At 43.5% G+C, this 24,477-nt stretch carries 30 protein-coding genes and 1 other RNA gene; 19 read left to right on the top strand and 12 right to left on the bottom strand.

The features are described from left to right. Positions 1–43 precede the first annotated feature (43 nt). Complete coding sequence (locus QM738_RS01305; protein ID WP_462274870.1) at positions 44–1,072, top strand: proline iminopeptidase-family hydrolase; 1,029 nt, start codon at positions 44–46, stop codon at positions 1,070–1,072. A gap of 17 nt (positions 1,073–1,089) precedes the next feature. Continuing rightward, on the top strand, positions 1,090–1,737 hold the full coding sequence (locus QM738_RS01300) for an SDR family oxidoreductase (protein ID WP_462274869.1): 648 nt from the start codon (positions 1,090–1,092) through the stop codon (positions 1,735–1,737). A 42-nt stretch (positions 1,738–1,779) separates the two neighbouring features. On the opposite strand, the gene rnpB is transcribed toward QM738_RS01300, so the two are convergent. Continuing rightward, an RNA gene (gene rnpB, locus QM738_RS01295) (RNase P RNA component class A) lies at positions 1,780–2,169 on the bottom strand. A 100-nt stretch (positions 2,170–2,269) separates the two neighbouring features. Here rnpB and QM738_RS01290 point away from each other — a divergent pair. The 6 genes from QM738_RS01290 to QM738_RS01265 all read left to right on the top strand — a co-directional run bounded on the left by QM738_RS01290 (position 2,270) and on the right by QM738_RS01265 (position 6,911). Beyond that, entirely contained in the window at positions 2,270–2,674 is a 405-nt protein-coding gene (locus QM738_RS01290; protein WP_462274868.1) for a VOC family protein, read from the top strand. Between the two features lie 90 nt (positions 2,675–2,764). Continuing rightward, a complete protein-coding gene (locus tag QM738_RS01285) occupies positions 2,765–3,349 on the top strand; it encodes a nitroreductase family protein (RefSeq protein WP_462274867.1) in 585 nt (194 codons plus the stop codon). Between the two features lie 112 nt (positions 3,350–3,461). Next, positions 3,462–4,253, top strand: coding sequence for a peptidase MA family metallohydrolase (locus tag QM738_RS01280; RefSeq protein ID WP_462274866.1), 792 nt, complete (start codon positions 3,462–3,464; stop codon positions 4,251–4,253). A gap of 109 nt (positions 4,254–4,362) precedes the next feature. Beyond that, positions 4,363–5,184, top strand: coding sequence for a tetratricopeptide repeat protein (locus tag QM738_RS01275; RefSeq protein ID WP_462274865.1), 822 nt, complete (start codon positions 4,363–4,365; stop codon positions 5,182–5,184). 34 nt (positions 5,185–5,218) lie between these two features. Beyond that, positions 5,219–6,283 (top strand): serine hydrolase domain-containing protein, encoded by a 1,065-nt coding sequence (locus tag QM738_RS01270; protein ID WP_462274864.1) that lies wholly within the window; start codon positions 5,219–5,221, stop codon positions 6,281–6,283. A gap of 52 nt (positions 6,284–6,335) precedes the next feature. Then, complete coding sequence (locus tag QM738_RS01265) at positions 6,336–6,911, top strand: DUF4337 domain-containing protein (protein ID WP_462274863.1); 576 nt, start codon at positions 6,336–6,338, stop codon at positions 6,909–6,911. Between the two features lie 68 nt (positions 6,912–6,979). On the opposite strand, the gene QM738_RS01260 is transcribed toward QM738_RS01265, so the two are convergent. The 3 genes from QM738_RS01260 to QM738_RS01250 are packed head-to-tail and all read right to left on the bottom strand — an operon-like array spanning position 6,980 to position 9,933. After that, entirely contained in the window at positions 6,980–8,518 is a 1,539-nt protein-coding gene (locus QM738_RS01260; protein ID WP_462274862.1) for a DHA2 family efflux MFS transporter permease subunit, read from the bottom strand. Between the two features lie 37 nt (positions 8,519–8,555). Further along, positions 8,556–9,293 (bottom strand): SDR family oxidoreductase, encoded by a 738-nt coding sequence (locus tag QM738_RS01255; RefSeq protein WP_462274861.1) that lies wholly within the window; start codon positions 9,291–9,293, stop codon positions 8,556–8,558. Between the two features lie 52 nt (positions 9,294–9,345). Continuing rightward, positions 9,346–9,933, bottom strand: a complete 588-nt coding sequence (locus QM738_RS01250) for a TetR/AcrR family transcriptional regulator (RefSeq protein ID WP_462274860.1) — start codon at positions 9,931–9,933, stop codon at positions 9,346–9,348. A gap of 128 nt (positions 9,934–10,061) precedes the next feature. On the opposite strand from QM738_RS01250, the gene QM738_RS01245 reads away from it, so the two are divergent. From QM738_RS01245 to QM738_RS01210, 8 genes are all read left to right on the top strand, one after another. Then, complete coding sequence (locus QM738_RS01245; RefSeq protein ID WP_462274859.1) at positions 10,062–10,619, top strand: TetR/AcrR family transcriptional regulator; 558 nt, start codon at positions 10,062–10,064, stop codon at positions 10,617–10,619. Further along, a complete protein-coding gene (gene fabF, locus QM738_RS01240) occupies positions 10,616–11,860 on the top strand; it encodes a beta-ketoacyl-ACP synthase II (protein ID WP_462274858.1) in 1,245 nt (414 codons plus the stop codon). The genes QM738_RS01245 and fabF overlap by 4 nt, the downstream gene beginning before the upstream one ends. A gap of 53 nt (positions 11,861–11,913) precedes the next feature. After that, positions 11,914–12,366 (top strand): GNAT family N-acetyltransferase, encoded by a 453-nt coding sequence (locus QM738_RS01235; RefSeq protein ID WP_462274857.1) that lies wholly within the window; start codon positions 11,914–11,916, stop codon positions 12,364–12,366. A gap of 12 nt (positions 12,367–12,378) precedes the next feature. Continuing rightward, positions 12,379–12,747 carry a VOC family protein gene (locus QM738_RS01230; RefSeq protein ID WP_462274856.1) on the top strand — a complete coding sequence of 123 codons (369 nt, stop codon included), beginning with the start codon at positions 12,379–12,381 and terminating at the stop codon, positions 12,745–12,747. Positions 12,748–12,785: 38 nt separating this feature from the next. After that, a complete protein-coding gene (locus QM738_RS01225; RefSeq protein WP_462274855.1) occupies positions 12,786–13,751 on the top strand; it encodes a Kelch repeat-containing protein in 966 nt (321 codons plus the stop codon). 72 nt (positions 13,752–13,823) lie between these two features. Next, on the top strand, positions 13,824–14,210 hold the full coding sequence (locus QM738_RS01220) for an HYC_CC_PP family protein (protein ID WP_462274854.1): 387 nt from the start codon (positions 13,824–13,826) through the stop codon (positions 14,208–14,210). A gap of 159 nt (positions 14,211–14,369) precedes the next feature. Next, positions 14,370–14,771 (top strand): heavy metal-binding domain-containing protein, encoded by a 402-nt coding sequence (locus QM738_RS01215; protein WP_462274853.1) that lies wholly within the window; start codon positions 14,370–14,372, stop codon positions 14,769–14,771. Between the two features lie 53 nt (positions 14,772–14,824). Next, positions 14,825–17,455: a carboxypeptidase-like regulatory domain-containing protein gene (locus tag QM738_RS01210; protein WP_462274852.1), complete on the top strand. Its 2,631-nt coding sequence runs from the start codon at positions 14,825–14,827 to the stop codon at positions 17,453–17,455. A gap of 78 nt (positions 17,456–17,533) precedes the next feature. Here the strand turns inward: QM738_RS01210 and QM738_RS01205 are convergent, their stop codons facing one another. Beyond that, positions 17,534–17,980, bottom strand: a complete 447-nt coding sequence (locus tag QM738_RS01205) for a DoxX family protein (protein WP_462274851.1) — start codon at positions 17,978–17,980, stop codon at positions 17,534–17,536. Positions 17,981–18,169: 189 nt separating this feature from the next. Beyond that, on the bottom strand, positions 18,170–18,937 hold the full coding sequence (locus QM738_RS01200) for a DUF4197 domain-containing protein (RefSeq protein WP_462274850.1): 768 nt from the start codon (positions 18,935–18,937) through the stop codon (positions 18,170–18,172). Between the two features lie 143 nt (positions 18,938–19,080). Here QM738_RS01200 and QM738_RS01195 point away from each other — a divergent pair, with 143 nt between their 5' ends. Further along, positions 19,081–19,629, top strand: coding sequence for an NADPH-dependent FMN reductase (locus QM738_RS01195; protein WP_462274849.1), 549 nt, complete (start codon positions 19,081–19,083; stop codon positions 19,627–19,629). Here QM738_RS01195 and QM738_RS01190 read toward each other — a convergent pair. The 6 genes from QM738_RS01190 to QM738_RS01165 all read right to left on the bottom strand — a co-directional run bounded on the left by QM738_RS01190 (position 19,626) and on the right by QM738_RS01165 (position 23,538). Then, on the bottom strand, positions 19,626–20,270 hold the full coding sequence (locus tag QM738_RS01190) for a (4Fe-4S)-binding protein (RefSeq protein WP_462274848.1): 645 nt from the start codon (positions 20,268–20,270) through the stop codon (positions 19,626–19,628). The genes QM738_RS01195 and QM738_RS01190 overlap by 4 nt on opposite strands. 11 nt (positions 20,271–20,281) lie before the next feature. After that, a complete protein-coding gene (locus QM738_RS01185; protein ID WP_462274847.1) occupies positions 20,282–20,566 on the bottom strand; it encodes a GNAT family N-acetyltransferase in 285 nt (94 codons plus the stop codon). 48 nt (positions 20,567–20,614) lie between these two features. After that, positions 20,615–21,469, bottom strand: a complete 855-nt coding sequence (locus QM738_RS01180; RefSeq protein ID WP_462274846.1) for a pirin family protein — start codon at positions 21,467–21,469, stop codon at positions 20,615–20,617. Positions 21,470–21,563: 94 nt separating this feature from the next. Then, a complete protein-coding gene (locus tag QM738_RS01175) occupies positions 21,564–22,433 on the bottom strand; it encodes a pirin family protein (RefSeq protein WP_462274845.1) in 870 nt (289 codons plus the stop codon). A gap of 18 nt (positions 22,434–22,451) precedes the next feature. Next, a complete protein-coding gene (locus QM738_RS01170) occupies positions 22,452–22,823 on the bottom strand; it encodes a hypothetical protein (RefSeq protein WP_462274844.1) in 372 nt (123 codons plus the stop codon). A gap of 94 nt (positions 22,824–22,917) precedes the next feature. After that, on the bottom strand, positions 22,918–23,538 hold the full coding sequence (locus QM738_RS01165) for a Crp/Fnr family transcriptional regulator (protein ID WP_462274843.1): 621 nt from the start codon (positions 23,536–23,538) through the stop codon (positions 22,918–22,920). Positions 23,539–23,697: 159 nt separating this feature from the next. Here QM738_RS01165 and QM738_RS01160 point away from each other — a divergent pair, with 159 nt between their 5' ends. Together QM738_RS01160 and QM738_RS01155 are read left to right on the top strand one after the other, a co-directional pair. After that, positions 23,698–24,081 (top strand): VOC family protein, encoded by a 384-nt coding sequence (locus QM738_RS01160; protein WP_462274842.1) that lies wholly within the window; start codon positions 23,698–23,700, stop codon positions 24,079–24,081. Positions 24,082–24,110: 29 nt separating this feature from the next. Beyond that, positions 24,111–24,455, top strand: coding sequence for a YciI family protein (locus QM738_RS01155; protein WP_462274841.1), 345 nt, complete (start codon positions 24,111–24,113; stop codon positions 24,453–24,455). Positions 24,456–24,477: the final 22 nt, after the last annotated feature.

The following is a 24,477-nucleotide window of genomic DNA, read 5'->3' as shown; positions in this document are numbered from 1 at the left end:
CTGTCTGCAACAGCCATTTTATAATTTATCAAACCAACTGCGCATGAAATTTCTTTTCCCTGTTATTATCATTGCAATTTTTATTTCCTGCAATAACGATAGCAAAACAAACAGCACTGCCGCTGCTGCAACAGACACTACCATCTATAACGAAGTACAGACCGGTGGCATTAAAATAATCCCCATCGAAACACCCAAAGGCAAATTCAACATCTGGACAAAAACGCTGGGTAATAATCCAAAAATAAAATTGCTGTTGCTGAACGGTGGTCCCGGCGCTACGCACGAATACTTTGAATGCTTTGAAAGTTTTTTACCGCAACAGGATATCGAATTCATTTATTACGATCAGCTCGGCTGTGGCCTTTCGGATAATCCCAAAGATACCAGCATGTGGGACCTGTCAAGATTTGTGGAAGAAGTGGAGCAGGTACGCAAGGCATTGAATCTTACCAAGGATAATTTTTATTTATTAGGGCATAGCTGGGGCGGTATACTGGCCATGCAATACGCATTAAAATACCAGGATAATTTAAAAGGGCTTATCATCAGCAATATGATGAGCAGTTGTCCCGAATACGGTAAGTATGCACAGGAAGTACTGGCGCCGCAGTTCGATCCGAAGATACTGGACACTATCCGTCAGATAGAAAAGAAAGGCGATTTTGAGAATCCCAAATACATGGAACTGCTGATGCCGCATTTTTATGCCAAACATATCTGCCGCATACCCATTGAGCAGTGGCCCGAACCGGTAACACGTTCCCTTGCAAAAATGAACCAATCGCTGTACGTCACCATGCAGGGCCCCAGCGAATTCGGGATTGGCGGTAATCTTATCAACTGGGATATAAAAAAACAATTGCCACAAATAAAAGTGCCAACATTGACCATTGGTGGCACATTTGATACCATGGATCCTGAACACATGAAATGGATGAGCACACAGGTGCAACACGGCAGGTTCCTGCTTTGCCCCAACGGCAGCCACATGGATATGTATGACGATCAGAAGCACTATTTCCCCGGCCTCATCAGTTTTATAAAAGATGTGGACGGCGGTAAATTATAAGGGCGAAAAAAAGCAGCATGCAAACCGTTTTTATTACAGGAGGTACGGGCTATATCGGCACCAGGCTCATTAAAGCATTATTACAGCAGGGCAATTATAGTGTACGGGCAATAGTTAGGCAAGGATCAGAACATAAGTTACCAGCAGGTTGTGAAGTAATTGTTGGTAATGCACTGAATGCAGTTAGCTACCAGGAACATATTGCACCCGCAACCATATTCGTGCATTTGATCGGTGTGGCACATCCCTCTCCTGCCAAAAAAGAACAGTTTAAAAATATCGACCGGGTATCGGTGCTGCAGGCCGCAAAAGCCGCTGCACATGCAGGTATACAGCATTTTGTTTACCTCAGTGTATCCATGTATCCTACTAATATCATGAAGGATTTTCAGCAGGTACGTGCCGAAGGCGAAGCAATATTGTCGCAGCAACCTTTCACAACTTCGTTTATACGTCCCTGGTATGTACTGGGACCGGGCCACTGGTGGCCGGTATTATTAAAACCATTGTTTGCTGTGATGAAATTATTTCCATCCAAAAAACAGGCAGCCATATACCTGGATACGGTTACCATTCGGCAAATGATCAGGGCGCTCGTGGATTGTATCGATCACCCACCGGCAACCAATACCATCTACGATGTACCTAAAATAAAAAGTTACTAATAAAAAGGCCTCCAGCTAAAAGCTGGAGGCCTCAATCTTTTAAAAAACTATCAGCCTGTAAGCCGGATTCTGTATCTCGCCAAAGGCGGGACGGTCATCATTTATCTGGCTGCAACATTACTGTTACAATCTTGCTGCCTACCCTCCAGTGTATCCCGCCGAAACGGGATTCGGGCGAGCCGCCCTCCAACACTGGTATACGTGGCATTACAGCACACAAGGTTTACCCGGTTGATACATTACTGCAAAAACCCGTGAGCTCTTACCTCACGTTTTCACCCTTATCTCGCCTTGGGCGAGACGGTAATTTTCTGTGGCACTTTCTTCCAGTCTAGCCTTAGGCCAGACGAGACCGGCCGTTAACCGGTGTGTTGCCCTACGCTGTCCGGACTTTCCTCACCCCTTGCGGGGAGCGATAACCCGGCTGATAGCCTGCAAAGGTACAGCTATTTTTTTGAGGGCTCTTCCAAAGCAATCTGTATCTTCAGAATAGTTTTTACACAGCATTCTTTCATCCTTAAATAATTGTTGTATGATCACCGGAGCACATTCCATCATTTATAGCACAGATACAAAAGCGGATATAGATTTTTTTAAAAACGTTTTGCAATTTCCCCATGTAGACGTGGGGCACGGCTGGCTAATTTTTGCGCTGCCCCCTTCGGAAGTAGCGATACATCCTTCTACAGAAAATGGTTTACACGAACTGTATTTGATCTGCGACGATATCAAAGCGTTCCTGCAGCTAATGAAAAAACACCAGGTCACCTGCACAAAGATCGATGAGCAACGCTGGGGCAGCATTACCTATATCACCCTGCCCGGTGGCGGTAAACTCGGTATCTATCAGCCGAAACATGTGAGGCCTGTCAACGCTAAAAAAACCACGAAGACAAAAACTGCAGCAACAAAAAAGAAAGTCGCCAAAAAGAAATAGCCTTATTTTTCCTTATAACGAAAAACAATTTTCTTATACTGCATGGCACTGCAATAGCAGCATTGTATTTTTGCATAAATAAGATTGAATATGATAACAGTACAGGATTTTAATGAACTGGTAAGAACAAGGCGTTCCGTTTTCCCTGCACAATTTGTAACCGGCAAACCCGTGGAAGATGCAATAATAAAAGAGATACTCACCAATGCCACCTGGGCGCCCAATCATGCACAGACCGAGCCCTGGCAGTTCACCGTTTTTTCCGGCAAAGGATTACAAACCTTCGCAGCATTCCAGTCGGAGTTGTACAAAACAACAGCAGGTTCCTCTTTCAATGAAGGCAAATATATCAAGTTGCAGCAGCAGCCCTTACTGGCATCGCATATCATTGCGCTGGGCATGAAACGAAGCAGTACCAAACGCATACCCGAAATTGAAGAGATAGAAGCAGTGGCCTGTGCCGTGCAGAATATTTATTTATCCGTGAGCGCTTACGGGCTCGGCGGTTACTGGACCACCGGTGGCATCACTTATGCAGAAGAAGCAAAATCATTTTTTGGTTTGGGAGAAGAGGATAAACTGCTGGGCTTTTTTTATATCGGCCATGTGGCCATTCCTTCACCCGGTTCTAAAAGAACTGCAGTGGAAGAAAAAACTACCTGGATAACAGAGTAAGATACCGCTGGCTCAATAAAATACGCCATATACATTATTTGCTTTTGCTCCTTGAAAAAATGCTGTTTCTTTAGGTAGCACTGGATGCAACAATTCATCCGGCAAAGCTTCCATGAACAAACAAACAAAATACCTGGTAATATCCGTTGCAGCAATGCTGGTACTCAGCAGTTGGGATATGGATAGTGATAACTGGCTTACAGAAAAGAACAGGAACTATCAATACCATTATACTGCTGCAGATAAAAACAATACAAAAACCTACAACCAGTTTATTATAACCGGCATCCGAGAAGTAAAAACATTTTTCGGCGCTGCATTTAAAAATACATTCGCTGTATACGTGCATCCCAACCGGCATTCAATCGACAGCACCTGGCAGCACGATTGGAAGATGCCTGAATTCAAGTCGGAATGCTGGATGGTGGCCAGTGGTGTATCCAACCGGCTGGACATTATCTCCCCCATCACCTGGGACAAAGAAGCCTGCGAGCATCGCTATAGTGAGACAAATAAAACACAACAGGTGATCACTCATGAACTGGTACATGTATTTCACGGACAAATAAATGCAAGTCCCGATTTTAGTGATGTAACCAATATCGACTGGTTTGTGGAAGGGTTGGCCACTTATGCCTCAGGCCAGTGCGATGCTGCCCGTATTGCAGAAGTACAAAAAGCCATTACCGCCAATACCGTTCCCGCTACACTGGACTTATTCTGGACCGGCAAATTGAAGTACGGCATTTCCGGCTCCGTGGTAAAGTATATTGATGTCAAGTATGGAAGAAATAAATTACTGCAGCTGCTTCCCTTCAATAAAAAGAAGGATATACTAGCTGCATTGGGCATTACGGAAAACGAATTGCTGAACAACTGGAAAACCTATATCAGCTCATTGTAAGATCTGTTGCCGTTATCCTAAGAAAATAAGCCGTATTAAAACAATGTGAAAATTTGCAAAGCGCTTCTTCCTTAGCCGGAATTTTTGTTACTTTATACAAACCGGTGCTATGAAGTATATTACCACGCTCCTGCTTTTATTGCCCCTGCTGTTTGCAAAAGCACAGCAACCAACAGCTGAAGAAAGTTTTTACTCCCTTGTTTCATACAATCCCGGCAACGAAGCAAGTGTTGCCAATGCTGAAAAGAAATTACGCACTTATCTCAACGAAAACCCTGCTGGCAATTATCGCTCTGCAGCATTTTATTTTTTGGCAGACATACTCAAACAACATAACAAGCCGGATTCTGCCATTCAATTATACGAACGATCATTGCAGCTGCCATTAGCAGACAGTATGAGTGCGTTATATTTCAAGAACCAGGCTGCAATACATATTGCGGAGATCTATATAGCCCGCAATGATTTCTGCACGGCCATCAACTACATCGACCTGGCTAAATATACATTCGTACCACGTTACCAATGTGGCAATGCCCGTGCAGAAGCTTTTATACAACAGCAACGCCTGTACGCAGCATGCTATGCAGGATTGGGCGATTACACCAGGGCAATCGATACGTTGATGCCACCTCTATTCAATCCATTCGCAGCTACTACCGAACTATCAGGGCAACTGTACAATACCTGGCTGCACCTGTACACTCCCCGGCAGATCAAAGAACAATTTGTGCAGGCGGAGCAAAACATCCTCATTAAAAAAGAAAAATATTACAACTTCGAATACCTTAAACCAGTAATAAAAATATTCGGCAAAGAAGTACTGCTGAATGTGTACGACCTTAACAACAAAACGCCTCAGCAGCAAACAGCAGCCTGCCTGGAACATTTAAAGAAAGCCTATATTTATAAACTGGTGATGAAAAATTAAATTCCTTTTTTAAATTTTACTACCTGCCTCATCCATGAGATCATTCCTTATTTACCTGTTTTTACTGGTACCATTTTTTTCTAATGGCCAGCAAAAGAATTTAGACAGCATCTTTAAAAATGCAAAAGTTACCGGCGTACAATTGCTGTACAGCGATAATGGTAAACAGCAGGCTTTTAATTATGGCAAACAAAAAGCCGGCGAAAAAGCGCTTATCAATTCGGCCAGCATTTTCCAGGCGGCATCTTTAAGTAAAGTGGTGCTGGCTTATATCAGCTTAAAACTGTACGACAGGCATATCCTTTCACTCGATACACCGCTCTATCATTATTATACCTATGAAAGAATAAAAAATGATACCGCGGCACAAAAGATCACTGCAAGGATGGTACTGCACCATTTATCCGGCCTGCCTAACTGGGCTGGTAATCCTTTGTCTAAAACATGGATCAACTCTGCCTTAAAAACTAAAAGCACACCCGGCAGCAACTGGGGCTATTCCGGCGAAGGCTTTATGTTCCTGCAATTCACGATACAGAATCTGCTGAAACAATCGCTGCAGCAAATAGCACAGCAGGAAGTTTTCGCTCCCTTACAAATGCGATCCAGTAGTTTTATATGGCAACCGGGCTTTGAAAAAAATGCGGTATATGGACATGATAAAGAAGAACAGGTAACCGGAAGAGCGGAGTTCTTTCTGCCTGCCGGCGCTTATTCTTTATTAACAACTGCTACCGATTATACAAAATTCTTACAGGCAGTAATGAATGGTACCGGCCTTTCTGCAACAACTTATCAAATGATGCTGAATGATACCGTGAGTGTAAAGCCGGCTAACCGTAGTGTTTCCAATGCAGCCGATCATATCTTCTGGGGACTGGGCATTGGCATACAGCAGAACGAACTGGGCAAAGCCATTTGGCACTGGGGCGATAATGATGATTTCAAATGTTTCTTTATGGCCTTTCCCGGCAAAAAGCAAAGCCTGGTTTATTTTACCAACAGCGAGAACGGGTTAAAAGTAACCACGCAGTTGCTGGAACATTTTTTTGGCAAACAAAACTGGTGGGCCATTAAATGGCTGGATACCGATTTTTAAAAGATAATGTTTAAATTACTGGTAAAACCATTCACCTGTAAACCAGATCACCATGTCCGACATCGCAGAGATCGTGCAAGCGCCGGTTGAAGAAGCAGCAAAGACGCACAACAATATCAATTCAAGAGTGGCTGTATTTGTGGCCATCACCGCCACTTTTATGGCATTGTGTAATGTAAAAGATGGCAACCTCATACAAGCCATGGCGCAGGCGCAGGCACATGGTATCGACGCATGGTCGTATTACCAGGCAAAAAGCACCAAGCAATCCATTGCAGAAAATACCATCGAATTATTAAAGCTGGAGAACAGCGCCGAGGCAAAAGCCATGTCGGCAAAATATACGGAAGAGATCAGTCGCTACGAAAAAGAAAAGAACGAAATAAAACAGCAGGCCGAAAGTTTTCAGCAGGAATACGATCATATCAATCTATTCGACGACCAGTTTGATATGACAGAAGCATTGCTCACCATCTCCATCGCATTGTTCAGTATAACAGCGCTCACACAAAAAAAATGGTTGTTCTATTTTTCCAGTACGGTAAGTGTACTGGGTATCATTTTTGGGCTCACCGCATTTCTGAAGATCAGCCTGCACTCCGACCTTATTTCGCGTTTATTAGGGTAACCATAACAGTTATAAGTACGGGTACAGCTATTTTATCAGCTATACCCGTAAAATGGTTTTTCATATTATCAATGATCAGCCAGCACCACCTGTAATTGCTTTTTCTTTCTTTTAGAAACCAGCAGCAAAGTGGGCAGTGCCACTAAAAAGATCAATCCCACCACCAGGTAAGTATCACTAAAGCTCAGTTGTGTCGACTGTTTAGTTACTATATTTTCCATCACCTGCAAAGCCTGCTGGTGCGCCAGACCCGGTGTAGATCCTTTCGTTATAAAAAAATTGGTATACCTGTTCAGCCGGTCAGTAACAGCAGGATCGTTGATGCTGAGGTGCGTTACAATATCAGCACGGTGCTCCACCGAACGGATATGTAAGTAAGTATTCACCAGGGCCAGCCCGAAGGAGCCACCCAGTTGCCGCATCATATTATTCAATGCAGCGCCCTGCGGTACATCTTTTGGTTCCAATGCAGATACCGCCAAAGTAGTGAGCGGCACTGTGATGATAGCCAAACCCAATCCACGGAAAATCAATGCAGCCGTAATACCTGAAGCACCCGCATCCAGGTTAAAGCCTGACATCTTCCAGCTGAACAAAATAAAAAGTGCAACTCCCGCAGCAATCATATACAAGGGCGAAACACCCCGTTGTAATAATCTTGCAGAAATGATCAGGCCACCGATGGCGAGTAAGGCGCCGGGCAGTAGTAACAATCCTGTTTGCGTGGGAGTAAAGCCCAGCAAGCGTTGTGCAAACACGGGCGTTAAAAAAACAGAGCTGAACAAACCGATCCCCGAAATAAAAGTCAATATCGCGGCAATGCTCAGGTTCTTACTCTTCAGCACCCGCAGGTTCACCACCGGGTGATCGGTCTTCAATTCCCACCAGATAAAACTGCCGAGGCCCAATACCGCAATGATGCTGAGGTTGGTGATATAACTCGTCTCGAACCAATCTTCGCTTTCTCCCCTTTCCAATACCGTTTGCAGCGCACTAACGCCAACGGCTAGCAGAAAAATGCCCAGCCAGTCCACTTTGCCCGTCTGCTGTTTTATTTTGGGTTCCTGCAACAATACAGTACAGATGCTGGCGATGATAATACCCAGCGGCACATTGATATAGAATATCCAGGGCCATGAGTAATTCTCTGTGATAAAACCACCGAGTGTTGGCCCGATGGTAGGACCGATAAAAACGCCGATACCAAATAAAGCGCTGGCAACATTCTGTTTTTCTTTCGGGAATAATTCAAAAACGATGGCCTGCGATACGGATAACAAAGCACCACCACCCAGGCCCTGCAAAAAGCGGAAGGTCACCAGCACCCATATATTCGTAGCCTGTCCGCACATCAGCGAAAAAAAAGCAAAGGCAATAATGGAACCGATATAATAATTGCGCCTGCCCAGCTTAGCTGCCAAAAAACTCGTAATGGGAATAATGATCACGTTCGCAATAGCATAAGAAGTGATCACCCACGAAGTATCTTCCAGCGTAGCACCCAGGTTACCGCTCATGTGCGACAATGCCACATTCACAATGGAGATATCGATCAGTTCCATCATAGCAGCCGCTATCACGGTAAACAACAATAGCTTTCTTTTCATAAAATATACCAACTGGTATTTTATCGATCAAAAAAAATCAGGCCGGTTGCATGGCTTCCAGTGCAGCTGCAGGAGATTGCAGGTACAGGTCGTATATCTTTTGTGTATTGCCGGTCCTTATTTCATAAATATTATTTTTCAACCCGTTCAGCAGGTCGGCTGCAACCACTTCCGGAGCGATACCATTCTGTCCGCCGATAGGTGCAGAAAAATCTGTATTCACCAATGGTGGCATCAATTCAAATACTTTGATATTGCCTGCACGGGCCAGGCTGATGCGCAATGATTGGGTGTAAGAATGCAAAGCGGCTTTACTGGCTGAATAAGTAGATAAAGCACCCGGTACAAATGCCACTACAGATGATACATTTACAATGGCAGCTTCGGCATGTTTTGACAGCACAGGCAATAATTTTTCATTCAGGCGAATTATGGAGATATAATTGGTGAGTATTTCTTCCGCAGCTTTGTCAGCAGAATTTTCTCCCTTACTGAGATCATGCAGCAGAGCATGCCCCGCATTATTCACCACGATATTTAAAGCAGGAAAATCTTTCGTTAAAGTAGCTACCAACGCATCGGTGTCTTCTTTTTTACTTACATCGCTGATGATGCCGGTGGCGCCGGGCAATTGTGCCAGGGCTTTATCCAGCCTTTCTTTTGTACGGCCGGTTATAATAACTTTATTGCCTGCTGCAGTAAACTGTTTGGCAATTTCTAAACCGATGCCGGCACTGCCGCCGGTTACCAGTATTGTGTTGTTTTGCGTGTTCATTTTATGATAGTTTATAAAATATACCGTTCGGTATATTTTTAGTGAAAAAAAATTACTCCAGGTTATTGATCATATTTTTAACATGCTGCATTACGGCGCTGCGGTAATGCAGTTTGCCGGTAAGCTTGGCCAGCATGATGGCGCCCTCGATGGCTGCGATCATAGTAATAGCGGTTTGCTCTGCATCCACGCCTTTACAGAATTCTTTTGCTTCCACGCCTTTCTCTATCAGCTGCACTATTTTGTTCTTCCAGCCGTTGATGGCCGCCGCCGCTTTCTTTTTAAGTGCAGGATGGGTATCATCTGCTTCCACTGCCGTATTTAATATCGGGCAACCGCCCTCAGGAAAAGGATAATGCAGGAAATTCTCATACACATCAATATATACCAGCAGCTTTTCCTTAGCTGTTTCGTACTGCGCCATTTCGGAGCGGATGATGTTCTCTACCTTCTGTAAATTATGATCGAACACAGCCAGCGCCACTTCATCCTTATTGGCAAAATTGCCGTAGATGCTGCCCTTGGTCAAGCCCGTAGCAGCCGTCATATCCGACATAGACGTGCCCTCATACCCCTTGGTATTAAAAAGCGGCGCCGTTTTTTCAATGATAAAAGCCCTTGTCTGTTCTGCCTTGGTCATGTTAATAATCAATTACAGCACAAAAATATACCGTTCGGTATTATTTTGCAACAAAAGTTATCCACAGCCATTTTTACCGTTGCTGTAAAATATTTGTCTATCTACCAGTAGGTAGGTAAATTTGCACTATGAATACCAGGGATGCCATTATAAAAGTGGGTGATGAACTGATCAGGGACAGGGGTTTTAATGCCTTTAGTTTTTATGATGTATCGAAAGCGCTGGGCATTAAAAATGCTTCGGTGCACTACCACTTCCCTACTAAAACGGCGCTGGCTATTGCAGTGGTGCAGCAGCACAGTCGCCTGGTGGATGAGCTGATGCAAAAGACCGCCGCCAAAGACCCGCTGGTAAAACTGCAGGCCTTTCTTTCTATTTATACTTATACAAAGGCCGAGAATAAAGTGTGCATTGTAGGCTCGCTGGCCACCGACCTGCACAGCGTGGATGGCAGCATACAGCAGGAATTAAAACTGCTGGTGGAAAAAATACTGCACTGGGTAACCGGCATACTGGAAGAAGGCCGCAACAAAAAAATATTTCATTTTGATACCAGCGCCCGCACAAGGGCATTGCTGGTGATCACCAATATGCTGGCGGCACTGCAGCTTACCAGGCTTACCGGCGAAAAAGATTTTAAGCTGGTAAAAGAAACAATTATTAAAGAATTAAAAAATAAACAATGAGACGTGTAGTAGTAACCGGCATGGGTGCATTAACGCCCATCGGTAACAATGTAAATGATTTCTGGGCTTCGCTTACCAATGGTGTAAGCGGCGCTGCAGCTATCACAAAATTTGATGCATCAAAATTTAAAACAAGGTTTGCCTGCGAGGTAAAGCACTTTGATCCTTTGCAGTATTTTGAAAAGGCCGAAGTAAGAAAATACGACCTGTACACACAATATGCGCTGGCGGCCACTGCAGAAGCCGTACAAAATGCCGGCATCGATTTTGAACAACTCAACCGCAACCGCATCGGTGTTATCTGGGGTTCGGGCAATGGTGGTATACAAACTTTTCAGCAGCAGGTAACAGAATTTCTGCAGGGCGATGGTACGCCACGGTTCAATCCTTATTTCATACCCAAGATGATCGTGGATATTGCATCGGGCATCATCTCTATCAAATACGGGTTGCGGGGCATCAACTTTACCACTGTATCCGCATGCGCCACTTCCAATACGGCCATCATCGATGCGTTCAATTATATTAAATGGAACAAAGCAGACATGATCATCACCGGTGGTTCCGAAGCGCCGGTATGCGAAACAGCAGTAGGTGGTTTTGGCGCCAGTAAAGCACTGTCTACTTTGAACGACAGCCCCGAAACTGCTTCAAGACCATTTGATGTAAGTCGTGATGGCTTTGTAATGGGCGAAGGCGCCGGTGCAATTATTTTAGAAGAACTGGAACATGCACAAAAAAGAGGCGCCGTGATCTATGCAGAGATCGTGGGCGGAGGCATGGCAGCGGATGCCTATCATCTTACCGGCACACATCCCGAAGGCGAAGGCGCTTACCTGGGCATGCTGGCGGCACTGGAAGATGCCGGACTTGTACCTGCGGATATTGATTACCTGAATACACATGCCACCTCTACAGCGCAAGGTGATACCAGCGAATTGAGAGCGGCAGAAAGGGTTTTTGGAAAGAACAGCGCATTGAACATCAGCGCTACCAAATCCATGACAGGTCATTTACTCGGCGCAGCAGGCGCTGTGGAAGCCATTGCCTGTATCAAGGCTGTGCAGGAAGACCTCATCCCTCCTACAATCAATACCACCCATGTAGAACCGGAATTTGAAAATGTATTTGATCTTACATTAGGCAAGGCCGTAAGCAAAAAAGTAAATTACGCCATGAGCAATACGTTTGGTTTCGGCGGGCATATTGCCACCACCATTTTTAAAAAATATGAAGCGTAACATTCAAAACAAATCTGTTTAAATTTGTAAGGAGCAAATTAATCTTACAAAGCATGGACAGTATTACAGTGCAGCGTGGCGATTTCTGGTTGACAACAGATAAAACTAAAATGGACCTGCAGGCCATTCATCAGTTTCTTAGTAAGGAAGCTTACTGGAGTAAGAACATTCCTTTTGAAACAGTAAAAAATGCGGCAGAAAATTCGCTGAACTTTGGCGTGTTTTATAAAGAACAACAGGTAGGATATGCAAGGATCATTTCGGATTATGCCACCATTGCTTACCTGGGTGATGTATATGTATTACCTGCATTCCGTGGTAACGGGCTTTCCAAATGGCTGATGGAAGAAGTGATGCAACACCCGTCCTTACAGGGTTTGAGAAGATGGATATTGCTCACCGGCGATGCACATGGCTTATACCGCCAGTTTGGATGGAAGGACATTGCTGCACCGGATAGATGGATGGAATTTCATAACAAAAATGTTTACACAAAAGAAATTTAACCCAACAGCAATATGAAATTTACAGCACTGCACCCGATGTTATACACCAATGCTTTGCAGGAGACCATTGATTTTTACACAGGCATACTGGGTTTTACCTGTGCAGAAAGAAATGAAGAATGGGGATGGGCATCGCTGCATAAAGATGAGGTGGAGATCATGCTCGCCAAACCCAATGCACATATTCCTTTCAGTCAACCCACGTTCACGGGTTCCTTTTACATCCGCACCAATGCGGTAGATGAATTATGGCAATCACTGAAAGATAAAGTAAGCGTGGTGTATGCAATAGATAATTTTGAATGGCAGATGAGAGAATTTGCTATTTATGATAATAACGGTTACATGCTGCAGTTCGGTCAGCAGATTGAAAGCGCCTGAGATACCACGGGATAAGACCATTAACTAAACCCATGTTTATGATGCGGTATTCCTTTGCGATACTACTGTTATGTTTTGCTGCATGCGCCGGCAGCAATGATAAAAAAGATACGCCTGTATCAAACGTTGAAAAAAATATCCTTGACTCCACTTATCAATGGGTAAAGATCACCGACAGCGCTCCCTGGAAAAAGAGTTATAATTTTCAAATGTTCACGGTACATGATACCGCATGGGTGTTTCACCCGGATGGCAACTGGTACTCGGTTGATGGAAAGAACTGGATAAAGTCGCCCTTGCCCAATGCTATTGACAACCTTGCCTTCCTCGATTATATTTATTTCAGCGATGCAATGTATGGCCTCGGTCATTTTGAAGGCAATATTGAACAGTTCAGTTTTAAACCGGAAATATATAAAAGCACTGATCTTAAACAATGGGCGATCATTTCTTCCCAAAGTAATTTACCCAATCGTTTCTTCTATCATCCTTTTGTATTTGATCATAAAATATGGATCATTAGTGGAGAAGATAAAACAACAAAATATGCCGATATATGGAATTCCACAGATGCTGTGAACTGGTTAAAACAAAAAGATACTATTCCTATGGGGGCAAAAAGCGGCGCACAGGTAGTTGTTTTTAAAGGAAAATTATTTTTACTCGATAATGATGTGTGGAGTTCAACAGATGGATTGAACTGGCAGCAGGTAACACCTGAAATTGCAAAAGGAGAACGGTTGGTGGGCTACACGCCAGTGGTATACGATAACAGGATATGGCTGTTGGGTTGCAACCGCAATGGCAGTTTTAATAGCCAGGTGCTGGTAAGTGAAGATGGTAAGAACTGGTTGGGGCAAAGCGCTCCCTGGTCGCCAAGAGGCGGCATTGCAGCCACCGTGTTCAATAATAAAATATACATCACCGGTGGAAAATATGGCGGCACGCCGGATCATACGGAGTTCATTTACAGTAATGATATATGGGCGCTTCAGAAAAAATAATGGCCGCGTCCTGTTAATTTCACATAATTATAAAACCGGGATGCCACAATAATTGTATCTTTACAATAAGTAATGAAAAAAATTGCCGCCATATTATTTCTTTCCGTATATGCCCTTTCTGTATTGGGCATTGGCGTAAAGCAATTTTATTGCTGTGGTAAATTAAAATCCACCAGTCTTACACTGGTGCAGGAAGCAAAAGAAAAATGCAGCAACTCCGCTGCAATGAAAGGCTGCTGCAAAACAAAATTCAAGACCTTAAAATTAAAGGACAGCCATGTAAATACGGATGCAGGCAGCGTCGCTTTTACAAAACATTTCAGCGAGCTGGATATACCTGTAACTGCGTTTAGTTTTACAGTACCGGTAACTGAAACGGTTGTATTGGCCAACACCAGCCATGCACCACCAGATCGAACTGTTCCCGTTTATATAATGAATTGCGTTTACCGCATCTGATCCTTCTCTTATCGGAGCGCTCCGCTCCCGCTGTTATATACAGCCACCCGTCAATTTTCAATACAGTAATTAATTTTTTGTAACAGTCAATGTTGCATAGCTGTTAATTGATATTGACCTTAGAGAGCAACATTTCATCATCATAAAATACAATCAACAATGAAAAAAATGATCATCCTTGCGTTTGCGCTGATCACAGGCACCGTACTGTTTGCACAAAACGACAAAAAACCTGCTACTGCTGCTGTTGCTCAAAAAGCAAAATACAGCTGTCCCATGCACCCGGAAGTTACCAGCGATAAGTCCGGTAAATGTTCCAAATGCGGTATGGACCTGGTAAAGGCAAAAAAAGAAAAAATATACGCCTGTCCAATGCACCCCGAAGTTACCAGCAACGAGCCTGGTAAATGTTCTAAGTGCGGCATGGACCTGGTAAAAGTGAAAAAAGAAAAAACAAAGAGCTATACCTGTTCTATGCACCCGGATGTCACCAGCGATAAGCCCGGTAAATGTCCTAAATGCGGTATGGAACTGGTGAAAGTGAAAAAAGAAAAAAGTTGATGGCCCGGTACCGGTATGTTAAACGTACCGGTACCTTTTAAAATTTTATGAAGATGAAAATGATACCATATTTTATACTGCTGTTGTTTGTTTTTGCAGCAGGGCCATCTTTTGCACAGGTCAGCAAACCAATGGCAAAAGATACCAGCATCAGCTTTATGGTGCATGGCGCCTGCGAGCAATGCAAGCAGCGCATTGAAGGCGTGTTAAAAATAAAAGGCATTAAAAAAGCCAATTGGGATATCGACAGTAAATTATTAAACCTTACTTACAATCCTGCGCAGGTTTCGCTTGAAAAGATACAGAACCGTATTGTTGCTGCAGGGCATGATATCGATACCAAAAAAGCAAATGATAATGTGTACAATGCCTTGCCTTCCTGCTGTCATTACAGGGAGATGGACAAGATGTTGCACGAGAGTAATACAGATACCTTGCAGTTATTTCAAAAAGACAGTGTGATCGAAAAGAATGTACCTGATATTGTCGATAAAAACATTGATATAGTGCATGTGATAAAAGGCGTGGTACTGGAAACAGGAAAAAAAGGAGCCTTTACGCCATTAACAGGCGCCAGCATTATGTGGCTGCATTCGGGCAAAGGTGTTTCAACGGACAGCAACGGTGTTTTTTTGATACCGCATGATGGCGTGAACAGCAGGCTCATCATCAGTTATACAGGGTACAGGCCCGATACCGTAACTGTAACCGATATGAATGAACTGAAGATCATTTTAGCTGCCAACCATCAGCTGAAAGAAGTAACCGTGGTATCCAAACAGCGCTCCACTTATCTTTCTGCAGTCAATCCCATCCGTACACAGGTGATGACCGATAAGGAATTGTTCAAAGCGGCATGCTGTAACCTCAGCGAAAGTTTTGAAACGAATCCTTCGGTGGATGTATCGTATAACGATGCTGTTACCGGATCTAAGCAAATACAGTTACTGGGTTTAAATGGCAATTATACACAACTCACCGTTGAGAATTTGCCCGGCCCCAGGGGCATTGCAACGCCACTGGGATTGAATTCTATTGCAGGCCCCTGGGTGGAATCGATTCAACTTACAAAAGGTATTGGCTCCGTTGCCAATGGTTACGAAAGCATTGCCGGCCAGGTGAACGTGGAATTAAAAAAACCGGAGAACAGTGAATCATTATTTGCCAACGTATATGTAAACGATTTTGGCAAGACAGATCTTAATCTCAACCTCGCAAAAAAGATCGGGAAAAAATGGTCCACCGGTTTATTGCTGCACGATGATTTTTTAAGCAACAACAAGCTTGATTTTAATAAAGATGGTTTTCGTGATCTGCCCACCGGCAACCAGTTCAATCTCATCAACCGCTGGAAATATGATGATGGCAAAGGATTTCTCACACAGTTTGGTGTAAAAGTGCTTACGGATAAAAGAACCGGCGGGCAAACGGATTTTGATCCTGCCAAAGACCGGCAGAGTACCAGTAAATATGGCCTTGGTATCAACACGCAACGCTACGAAGCATTTGCAAAGATCGGCTATGTATTCCCGGAAAAGAAGTACAAAAGTATCGGTTTGCAGTTATCTGCTATCGACCACCAGCAGGATTCTTATTTTGGATTAACAACTTACAATGCAGAGCAAAAGAATTTTTATGCCAATCTTATTTATCAATCCATTATCAATAACACGCAGCATAAGTTCAGAACAGGTTTTAGTTTTTTAATGGATAAGTACGATGAGGACTTTAAAACGGTACAGTATACACGCAATGAAAAAGTACCCGGCGCTTTTTTTGAATATACTTACACACCCAATACCAAATTCAGTGTGATAGCGGGCATCCGCGGTGATCACAATAACCTGTACGGCTTTTTTGCAACGCCCCGTGTGCATGTACGTTACGAACCTGTAAAGGGCACCACCATCAGGATCAGTGCAGGCCGTGGCCAGCGTACTGCCAATATCCTGGCAGAGAATATGAGCGTGTTTGTAAGTTCCCGCCAGGTAAATATCATTACTAATAAAACGGGCCTCGCTTATGGTTTGGATGCAGAAGTGGCCTGGAACAAAGGGATCAGCATTGATCAGAAGTTCAAATTATTTCAGCGGGATGCGCTGCTGAGCGTGGATTTTTTCAGGAATGATTTCAATAAACAGGTGGTGGTGGACCTGGAAGATCCCACACAGGTAAAGTTTTATAACCTCAGCGGAAGATCTTATTCCAACAGCGCACAGGCCGAAATAAATTTTGAACCGTTTAATAAACTGGAAGCAAGACTGGCCTATCGCTATTTTGATGTAAAGACCACTTATGGCAACCAGTTATTGCAACGCCCATTGGTGGCGCCGCACCGTGCATTTGCCAACCTGGCTTATAGTATCAGCGGCTGGAAACTGGATTACACCATTACTTACAATGGCAGCAAAAGGATCCCCAATACACAATCCAGCCCGGCACAATACCAGCTACCGGCTTACTCCCCTTCTTATGTATTGATGAATGCACAGGTAAGTAAGACCGTTGGTAAAAAGCACCCTATGGACTTTTATATCGGCAGCGAGAACCTCACCGGTTTTATTCAGAAAAATGTGATTGTTGCTGCGGATCAACCCTTCAGCACATCATTTGATGCATCGATGGTATGGGGCCCTGTAACCGGCCGCATGCTGTATGCAGGATGGAGATTTAAATTGAAGTAACATAAAAAAAGATACCTGCGCTTACAGCACAGGTATCTTTTTAATTCAACTGGTTGTCAGATAAAGTGTTGATTGAACTTATCTCTTCTTTTCTTCCACAAACATTCTATCATACGACCAGGGGCCATTTCCCATTACCAGGAACAACAGTAACAGCGCCAATACTACTATTGTTGTTACCATATCCTGGGATGCCAGGCTACCACTGCCGGATACACGAAGTAAAACAATTGCACCGATAAGGATGGGTATCTGGGAAAGGCAGGCCAGCCTTGTGTGAAGGCCTATCATGATGAAAAAACCGCCGAGTAAATGAACGATCACAATAAATTGCCCCAAAAGAAGCAGGGCGAAAGATCCGGAATTCATATTGGTACTGCTGAGCAACCCGAGTAATGTGCTCATGTTGGCAAGAAAGCTGATGCCTTTGTAGCAGATAAATGCACCTAATGCTACTCTTACAATATCAAGCCATTTGGAGTGATGACTTTCACCCCAAAGCTCTAAGCGATGGAGATAATTCATATAGCTTGTTTTAAATGATTGATAATAGCGAAATAAAGAACTCTTATAAATTTAAGTATTATAATCTGTTTTTGCAACAGGCATTTTTCCACCGGGCATTCCCTTATACCTGCATCAAAAACAAAGCCGGAAATAAATTCCGGCTTTATTTAAACTGCAGTAAACCTGCAGTTATATATTGATAAGTGATTATTTTCCAAATACTTTCTTTAATAAAGAAGTAACCTGTGCAGCAGGGTCTTTACGTATCTTCTGTTCTTCCTGGCCAATAGAGTAGAAAATGCCACTCATGGCTTTTTCGGTAACGTAGGCTGAAAGATCGGTATTAACAGGTGTTTTGCTGAAAGACAATTTGTTATACGCTGTAAATACTTCTTTCCAGTAGCTGGTGGCATTTACTTTAGCCAGCGATGCATCTATCACCGGGCGCATTTTTTCTGTAAGCTTGGCGGTGGTGTTGGCTTTCAGGTAATCCGTAGCAGCAAAGTCGCCGCCCTGTAATATTTTCAAACCATCGGTCACACTCATTTGTTTTACCGCATCAATAAAAATGCTGGATATTCCGCCCGCTGCATCTTCTGCTGCCCTGTTCATAGATAAGATCGCTTTATCCGCCAGCGAACCCAGGCCTGCTTTACGCAAAGTAGCTTCTGCTTTCTTGGCTTCTTCCGGCATTAATATTTTAATGGCCGCATTGGCAAAAAAGGCATCGGTTTTATTCAGCCTTTTTGAAGCGCTGTCGGCGCCAATACTCAATGCTTCTTTTAAACCGCTGATGATCTCATCGTTGGTAAGCCCTTTGCCGCTTGTACCACCTGAAATGGTTTTATTAACACCCGATAAAATATTACCACTGCTGTCTTTGGAAGTGGCTTTTTTTATCTTGCTCAAAATGCCCTGTGCACTTGCAAACGAAACGGCTGCAACAGCCAATACCATCAATGTAAATTTTTTCATATTGATATTTTAATGTTTAGACGACAAATTTATCGACAATTATGCTAAAATTCGGTTAAAGCCAACCCGTGGGGAATAATTTAATAACTAATTTTATCCCGGCGGTGCAATTATATTAAAAACCGTACCAAAGGCAATTTATTATGGCAGCACTAAAAAAAATATTCGCCATTTCGGGCAGTACAAGAAAGAATTCTTCCAACGCTAACTTACTAAAGGCCATTGCTTTTTTATACAAAGAAGAACTGGATTGCAATATTTTTGAAGGCCTGGCGGACCTGCCGCAGTTTAACCCGGACAATACGGATAATGAGATACCCGCAGTAGATCATTTCAGGAAACAGATCAGCGATGCCGATGCCGTGATCATCTGCACACCAGAATATGCGCATGGCGTGCCCGGTTCTTTAAAGAATGCGATCGACTGGTGTGTTTCCACCAATGAATTTTCCAACAAACCCACGGCATTGATCACCGCTTCCACCGATGGCCGTGCAGGGCATGCTGCATTACTGGAAACATTGCGAACCATTGAAGCGAAGAATGTGGATCAACTGCAATTACTGGTACAATTTGTACGAACAAAGATCAATGCAGACAATACTATTACGGATGAAGCAACACTTGCAGCAATAAAAAAGATCGTTGCAGGTCTTATTGCAACGATCCATGAAAATAAAGAATTGAACTAATTATTTTTTTGAATAGAAAGCGCTCCTGTAGGGCATTTATTCACCTGGTCAATAATGGTCTGCGAATCGGCACCGTTGGCATTTACCCAGGGATGCGCTTTTAAATTGAACACCTGCGGCAATTGTGTTACGCAGCGGCCGGAATGTTTACACAACTCCGGTTTCCATACCACCGTAATATCATCGCCATTGCTGTATTTTATTTTCTTGTCCACATCTTCTTCATGATATACATAAGTGCGCACTTTGGTATTGCCTTCCAGTATTTTTGATACCGGGCAGTTCGCCGCGATCTCTGCCAGCCGGTCTTTCTGCTCGGCACTTACTTCCACTCCGGGAAAACTGATATCACGATCTAAAAAGGTCTGCAGTTCTTCTCCCTGTTTGGTTTGAAACATGTTGGCGCTTACAGCAATATTGGGTATATCCCATTGCTTACGGTCGATATACATGCGCAGCGTAGCCAATGTGCACGAGACCAATGATGCCAGCAATAAAGTAAAAGGATCAGGGCCAGTATCCAGGCCACCGGTCTTTACCGGTTCATCTGCAATAAAAGTGCCGTTGCGCCATTGAATGGTGCATTGGTATTTAACGGTGCCGATGGTGCCGCTTACAGGTTTTTCCAGTTTGTATTGCATAACTGTTGCTGTTAATAATTATCTCTTACACTTTCATCCAATATCATTTTCCATTCAGGATGGCGTTTGATGTATGCCACCACCATGGGACAAAGCGGCACCAGCCTGTAATGGTTCTTTTCAATATACTCCAGTGTTTTTTCAATGATGGCGGTTGCTGCGCCCTTGCCTTCCAGTGCAGGCGGCACTTCTGTATGCAGCAGGGTCATTTTAAAATGTGTTTCTTCATACACAATGATGGCAATTTGCCCGTCAACATCCATTTCAAAACGGTGGGCTGTTTCATTCTTGGTCAAAGGGATTCTGTTCGTACTCCGGTTTCATATTATTTATCTGATGGTGATTTAATAACTCAATGTACCAAATTTTCCGTTGCGGTAATCATTCATGGCCTGTTCAATTTCCTCTGCTGTATTCATCACAAAATTATCTTTTGCTGCCACGGGTTCATCAATCGGTTCGGCCGATAAAAATAACAGCTGTGCATCTTCTTCTGCACACACAATGATCTCGTCATTTTCTTTTTCAAAAACCACCAGGTTATGTTCGGTAATGGTTTCCATATTCACATCCACACGGCCATGTGTCACATACAGTAAGGTCCAGTAACCGGGCGTGGCAGTAAACTGTACCCGTTTGCCTTTCTCAATTTCACCGATCATCGAAATTATGGGCGTAAAACTTTTTATAGGTCCTGTTTTACCATCGTAGGCACCGCTTGCCAGTCTGAATTGCACCCCTTCCTGCTCCAGCACTTTGGGCAATTGGTCTTTACCTGCGGCCTGGTAACTCGGAGCATCCAGTTTATGTGCTTTAGGTGCATTGATCCATAACTGTATGAATTCATTGGTGCCGCCATTGTCTAAAAGATGTTGTGTAGGTCCTTCACTGTGCAAAAGGCCGCTGCCGGCAAACATCCATTGCACATCGCCTGCTTTCACGGTCTCATCATGCCCTGCCGTATCCTTGTGATAACCTTCGCCCTGCAATACAAATGTAACCGGGGCAAAACCGCGGTGCGGATGCGGATTAATGCGGTGTTTGGAGCCGGGCTGAATATATTGCGGTAATAAATGGTGTAAAACAATAAAAGGATTTGCAAACCTGAAATCCTTGTGCGGCAGGGGTTGCAATACCGTTTCTTCTTTAGTGATCTGTTTTTCCCTGCCCAGTAAAATATGTTCAATTGCTTTTTTCATTGTTGATCTTTTAAGAAGGAAGGCCAGGTTATAAAACCTGGCTTCCCTGTAAAAATATAACTTTTAAAAATTGATCTTGCAGCATGGCCGTATTTTATTCCAGTACGCCGAATTTACCTTCCTGGAATTCTTCTATCGCTTCGTAAATTTCCGCCTGTGTGTTCATTACAAACGGACCATAGCTGGCAATAGGTTCATTGATCGGTTCGCCGCTCATTAACAATACCACTGCATCTTCTGTTGCATCTAACTGTATCTCTTCGCCTTCGTTTTTGAACAGTACAAAACTATGTTCATCCACTTTCTGGCCATTCACTGTTACATTGCCATTGATCAGCAATAAAGCGGTGTTATGTGTTGCAGCAACTGGTATGGTTGCAGCACCGCCTTTGTTCAATTTAATATCAAAAAGGTTCACAGGAGAATAAGTGGCGGCCGGGCCTGTTGTATCATTGTATGATCCGGCGATCACATTTATCACACCACCATTTTCAGGCAAGGCTATCTTTCCCATCTGTTCTGCAGTGATCGATTGATAGTGTGGCGTTGTGGATTTATCTTTTTTAGGAAGATTGACCCATAACTGCACCATTTCAAACAAACCACCTTTTTTGGAGAATTCTTTTTCGTGGTATTCTTTATGCAGTATACCCGAGCCTGCAGTCATCCATTGTACATCACCGGGATTGATGATACCGCTGTTGCCGGCACTGTCATTATGCGCCACGCTGCCTTTATAAGCGATCGTAACGGTTTCAAATCCTTTGTGCGGGTGCACGCCTACGCCTCTTACCGTTTCGCTGGGTTTAAAATTAAATTCAGCTGCAAAGTCCAGCATCAGGAAAGGGCTGATCCTTCTTTGCGAAATATTGGCACCGGGTATAAAATTGTATACCCTGAAACCATCACCCACCATACCTGGTTGAGCGGGTCTTTTTATAATTCTTTCAATTGCTTTTTTCATATTGTTCCTTTTAATTTTTTATTGAATGTTTATGGGCAGCATGGCATTTTTCAATGCATCATCGGTGATAGAAAATGTACGCCGGTTGCTGCTGTTCTTTTTTTGCAAGGCAGTTTTTATTGCTGCTGCAGGCAGTTCATCACTGCTGTTTTGTAAAATGATCAGGTCATCTTTCTGATGGGTGAAAATGCGGCGCAGTTTGCGTTCGTCTGCAACTACGTCCTTGCAAAGAACCACCACATCAAAATCGGCCTGGTGAAATTTTTCAATAGCTTCTTCAGCAGTAGATGCGGCTACTAATTGCCATTCATCATTTTGCGGTAACCGGTTTGCAGGCAACTGAAGCATTACTTCATTCATTCCTGCCACCAGTATGGTTGTCCTGTTCATTGTAACTCCTTTTTTTTAACAGAACAAAAGTACTATGCAATACTGCCGGGAAAAATAATGTAGGTTAAGCCAAAAACTTAATCCAGGTTAAGTTTTACTTTTTGGAAGGTACTTTATTCACCATCTTGCTGAGGAACTCGGGTGTAACGCCAATATAGGCCGCCACCTGTTTTTGCGGAAGATTTTCGATGAGGGAAGGATAACGCTTGCAGAAATTACCATAGCGCTCCAGTGCGGACAGGCTAAGATTATCTATCAACCGGTGTTGGTAAGTGGCCAGCGAATTCTCCGCTAAAATGCGGAAGAAGCGTTCCAGTTTTGGAATGGCCAGGTATAATTGATCAATATCGTTTTTACTGATCACTACCAGCTCACTATCGTATACCGCATCGATATACAATGTACCCGGTTGCTGGGTGATCATGCTGCGCATGTCGGCGATCCACCAGCCCGCAGGTGCAAACTGCAATATGTGTTCAAAACCATTTTTATCGATGGAATAACTGCGCAGGCAGCCGCTGGTAACAAATAGGCCCTGTTTGTTGATCTCGCCTTCCTGCAAAAGGAATTGTTTCTTTTTTACTTTTTTAAAAGAAAGCGCTGCAACCAGTTGTTGATGTTCATCGTCAGTAAGATCAACATGCTTTGCAATACTGCTCAGTAACAGGTCGTAATTCATAGTGCCAAATATACCACAGGCTGGTTTAATATCCATAGCCGCTGCCTGAAATAAAAAGTACTTACATTTAGTAAAACGGTGCGATATGTTCCCGGCAAAAAAAATAAATTATTTTTTTGCCGCGTTTGTCCAGTTACAGCAAAGTCATTCGATATAATGATGTAAACAATTATTAAACATTCAAAATCATTTACAATGACAGCAAAAGAAAATGCGCTCAACTGGTTCGAGATACCGGTAAGCGAAATGGGCCGTGCCGCAAAATTTTACGAAACTATTTTTGGCATTCAGCTGGCGCAGCAGGAAATGATGGGCATGAAGATGGCCATGTTCCCTTCGGAAAGTATGGATGGAAAAGTTTCGGGCAGCCTGGTACAGGGGCCCATGCACAAACCCGCTGCAGATGGTACTAAAGTGTACCTGAACGGTAATCCCGACCTGGGCGCCGTGCTTTCCAAAGTGGAAGCTGCAGGCGGAAAAATATTAATGCCTAAAACAAAGATCACTGATGAGATCGGTTTTATGGGTTTCTTTGCAGATACAGAAGGCAACACGGTGGGTTTACATTCCAACAAATGATCATTCAACAACTTTAAAATTATAACACCATGCAGGAATTTTTATTGATCTTCAGAAGAGAAAATACAGGGCCGCAAACAGTGCTTTCGCCCGAACAGTTACAGGCTATGATGAAACCCTGGCAGGACTGGATCGGCAGCATTGCCGCACAAAACAAACTGGTAACAGCCGGCAACAGGCTGGCGCACGAAGGCAATGTTATCAGGCCGAATAATGTTATCACCAATGGACCATACGTGGAAACCAAGGAAGCAGTAGGTGGTTATACCATCATTAAAGCAGCATCGCTGGAAGAAGCCACCGAATTATCAAAAGGCTGTCCCATATTGGCCGTAGGTGGCAATGTGGAAGTGAGAACGATAATACCTATGTAAGTGAACAGGTGCAGGTGGTTGA

This window comes from Ferruginibacter sp. (assembly GCF_049840995.1).
Lineage (GTDB): Bacteria > Bacteroidota > Bacteroidia > Chitinophagales > Chitinophagaceae > Ferruginibacter.
This window is presented reverse-complemented; position numbering and strand designations above follow the sequence as displayed.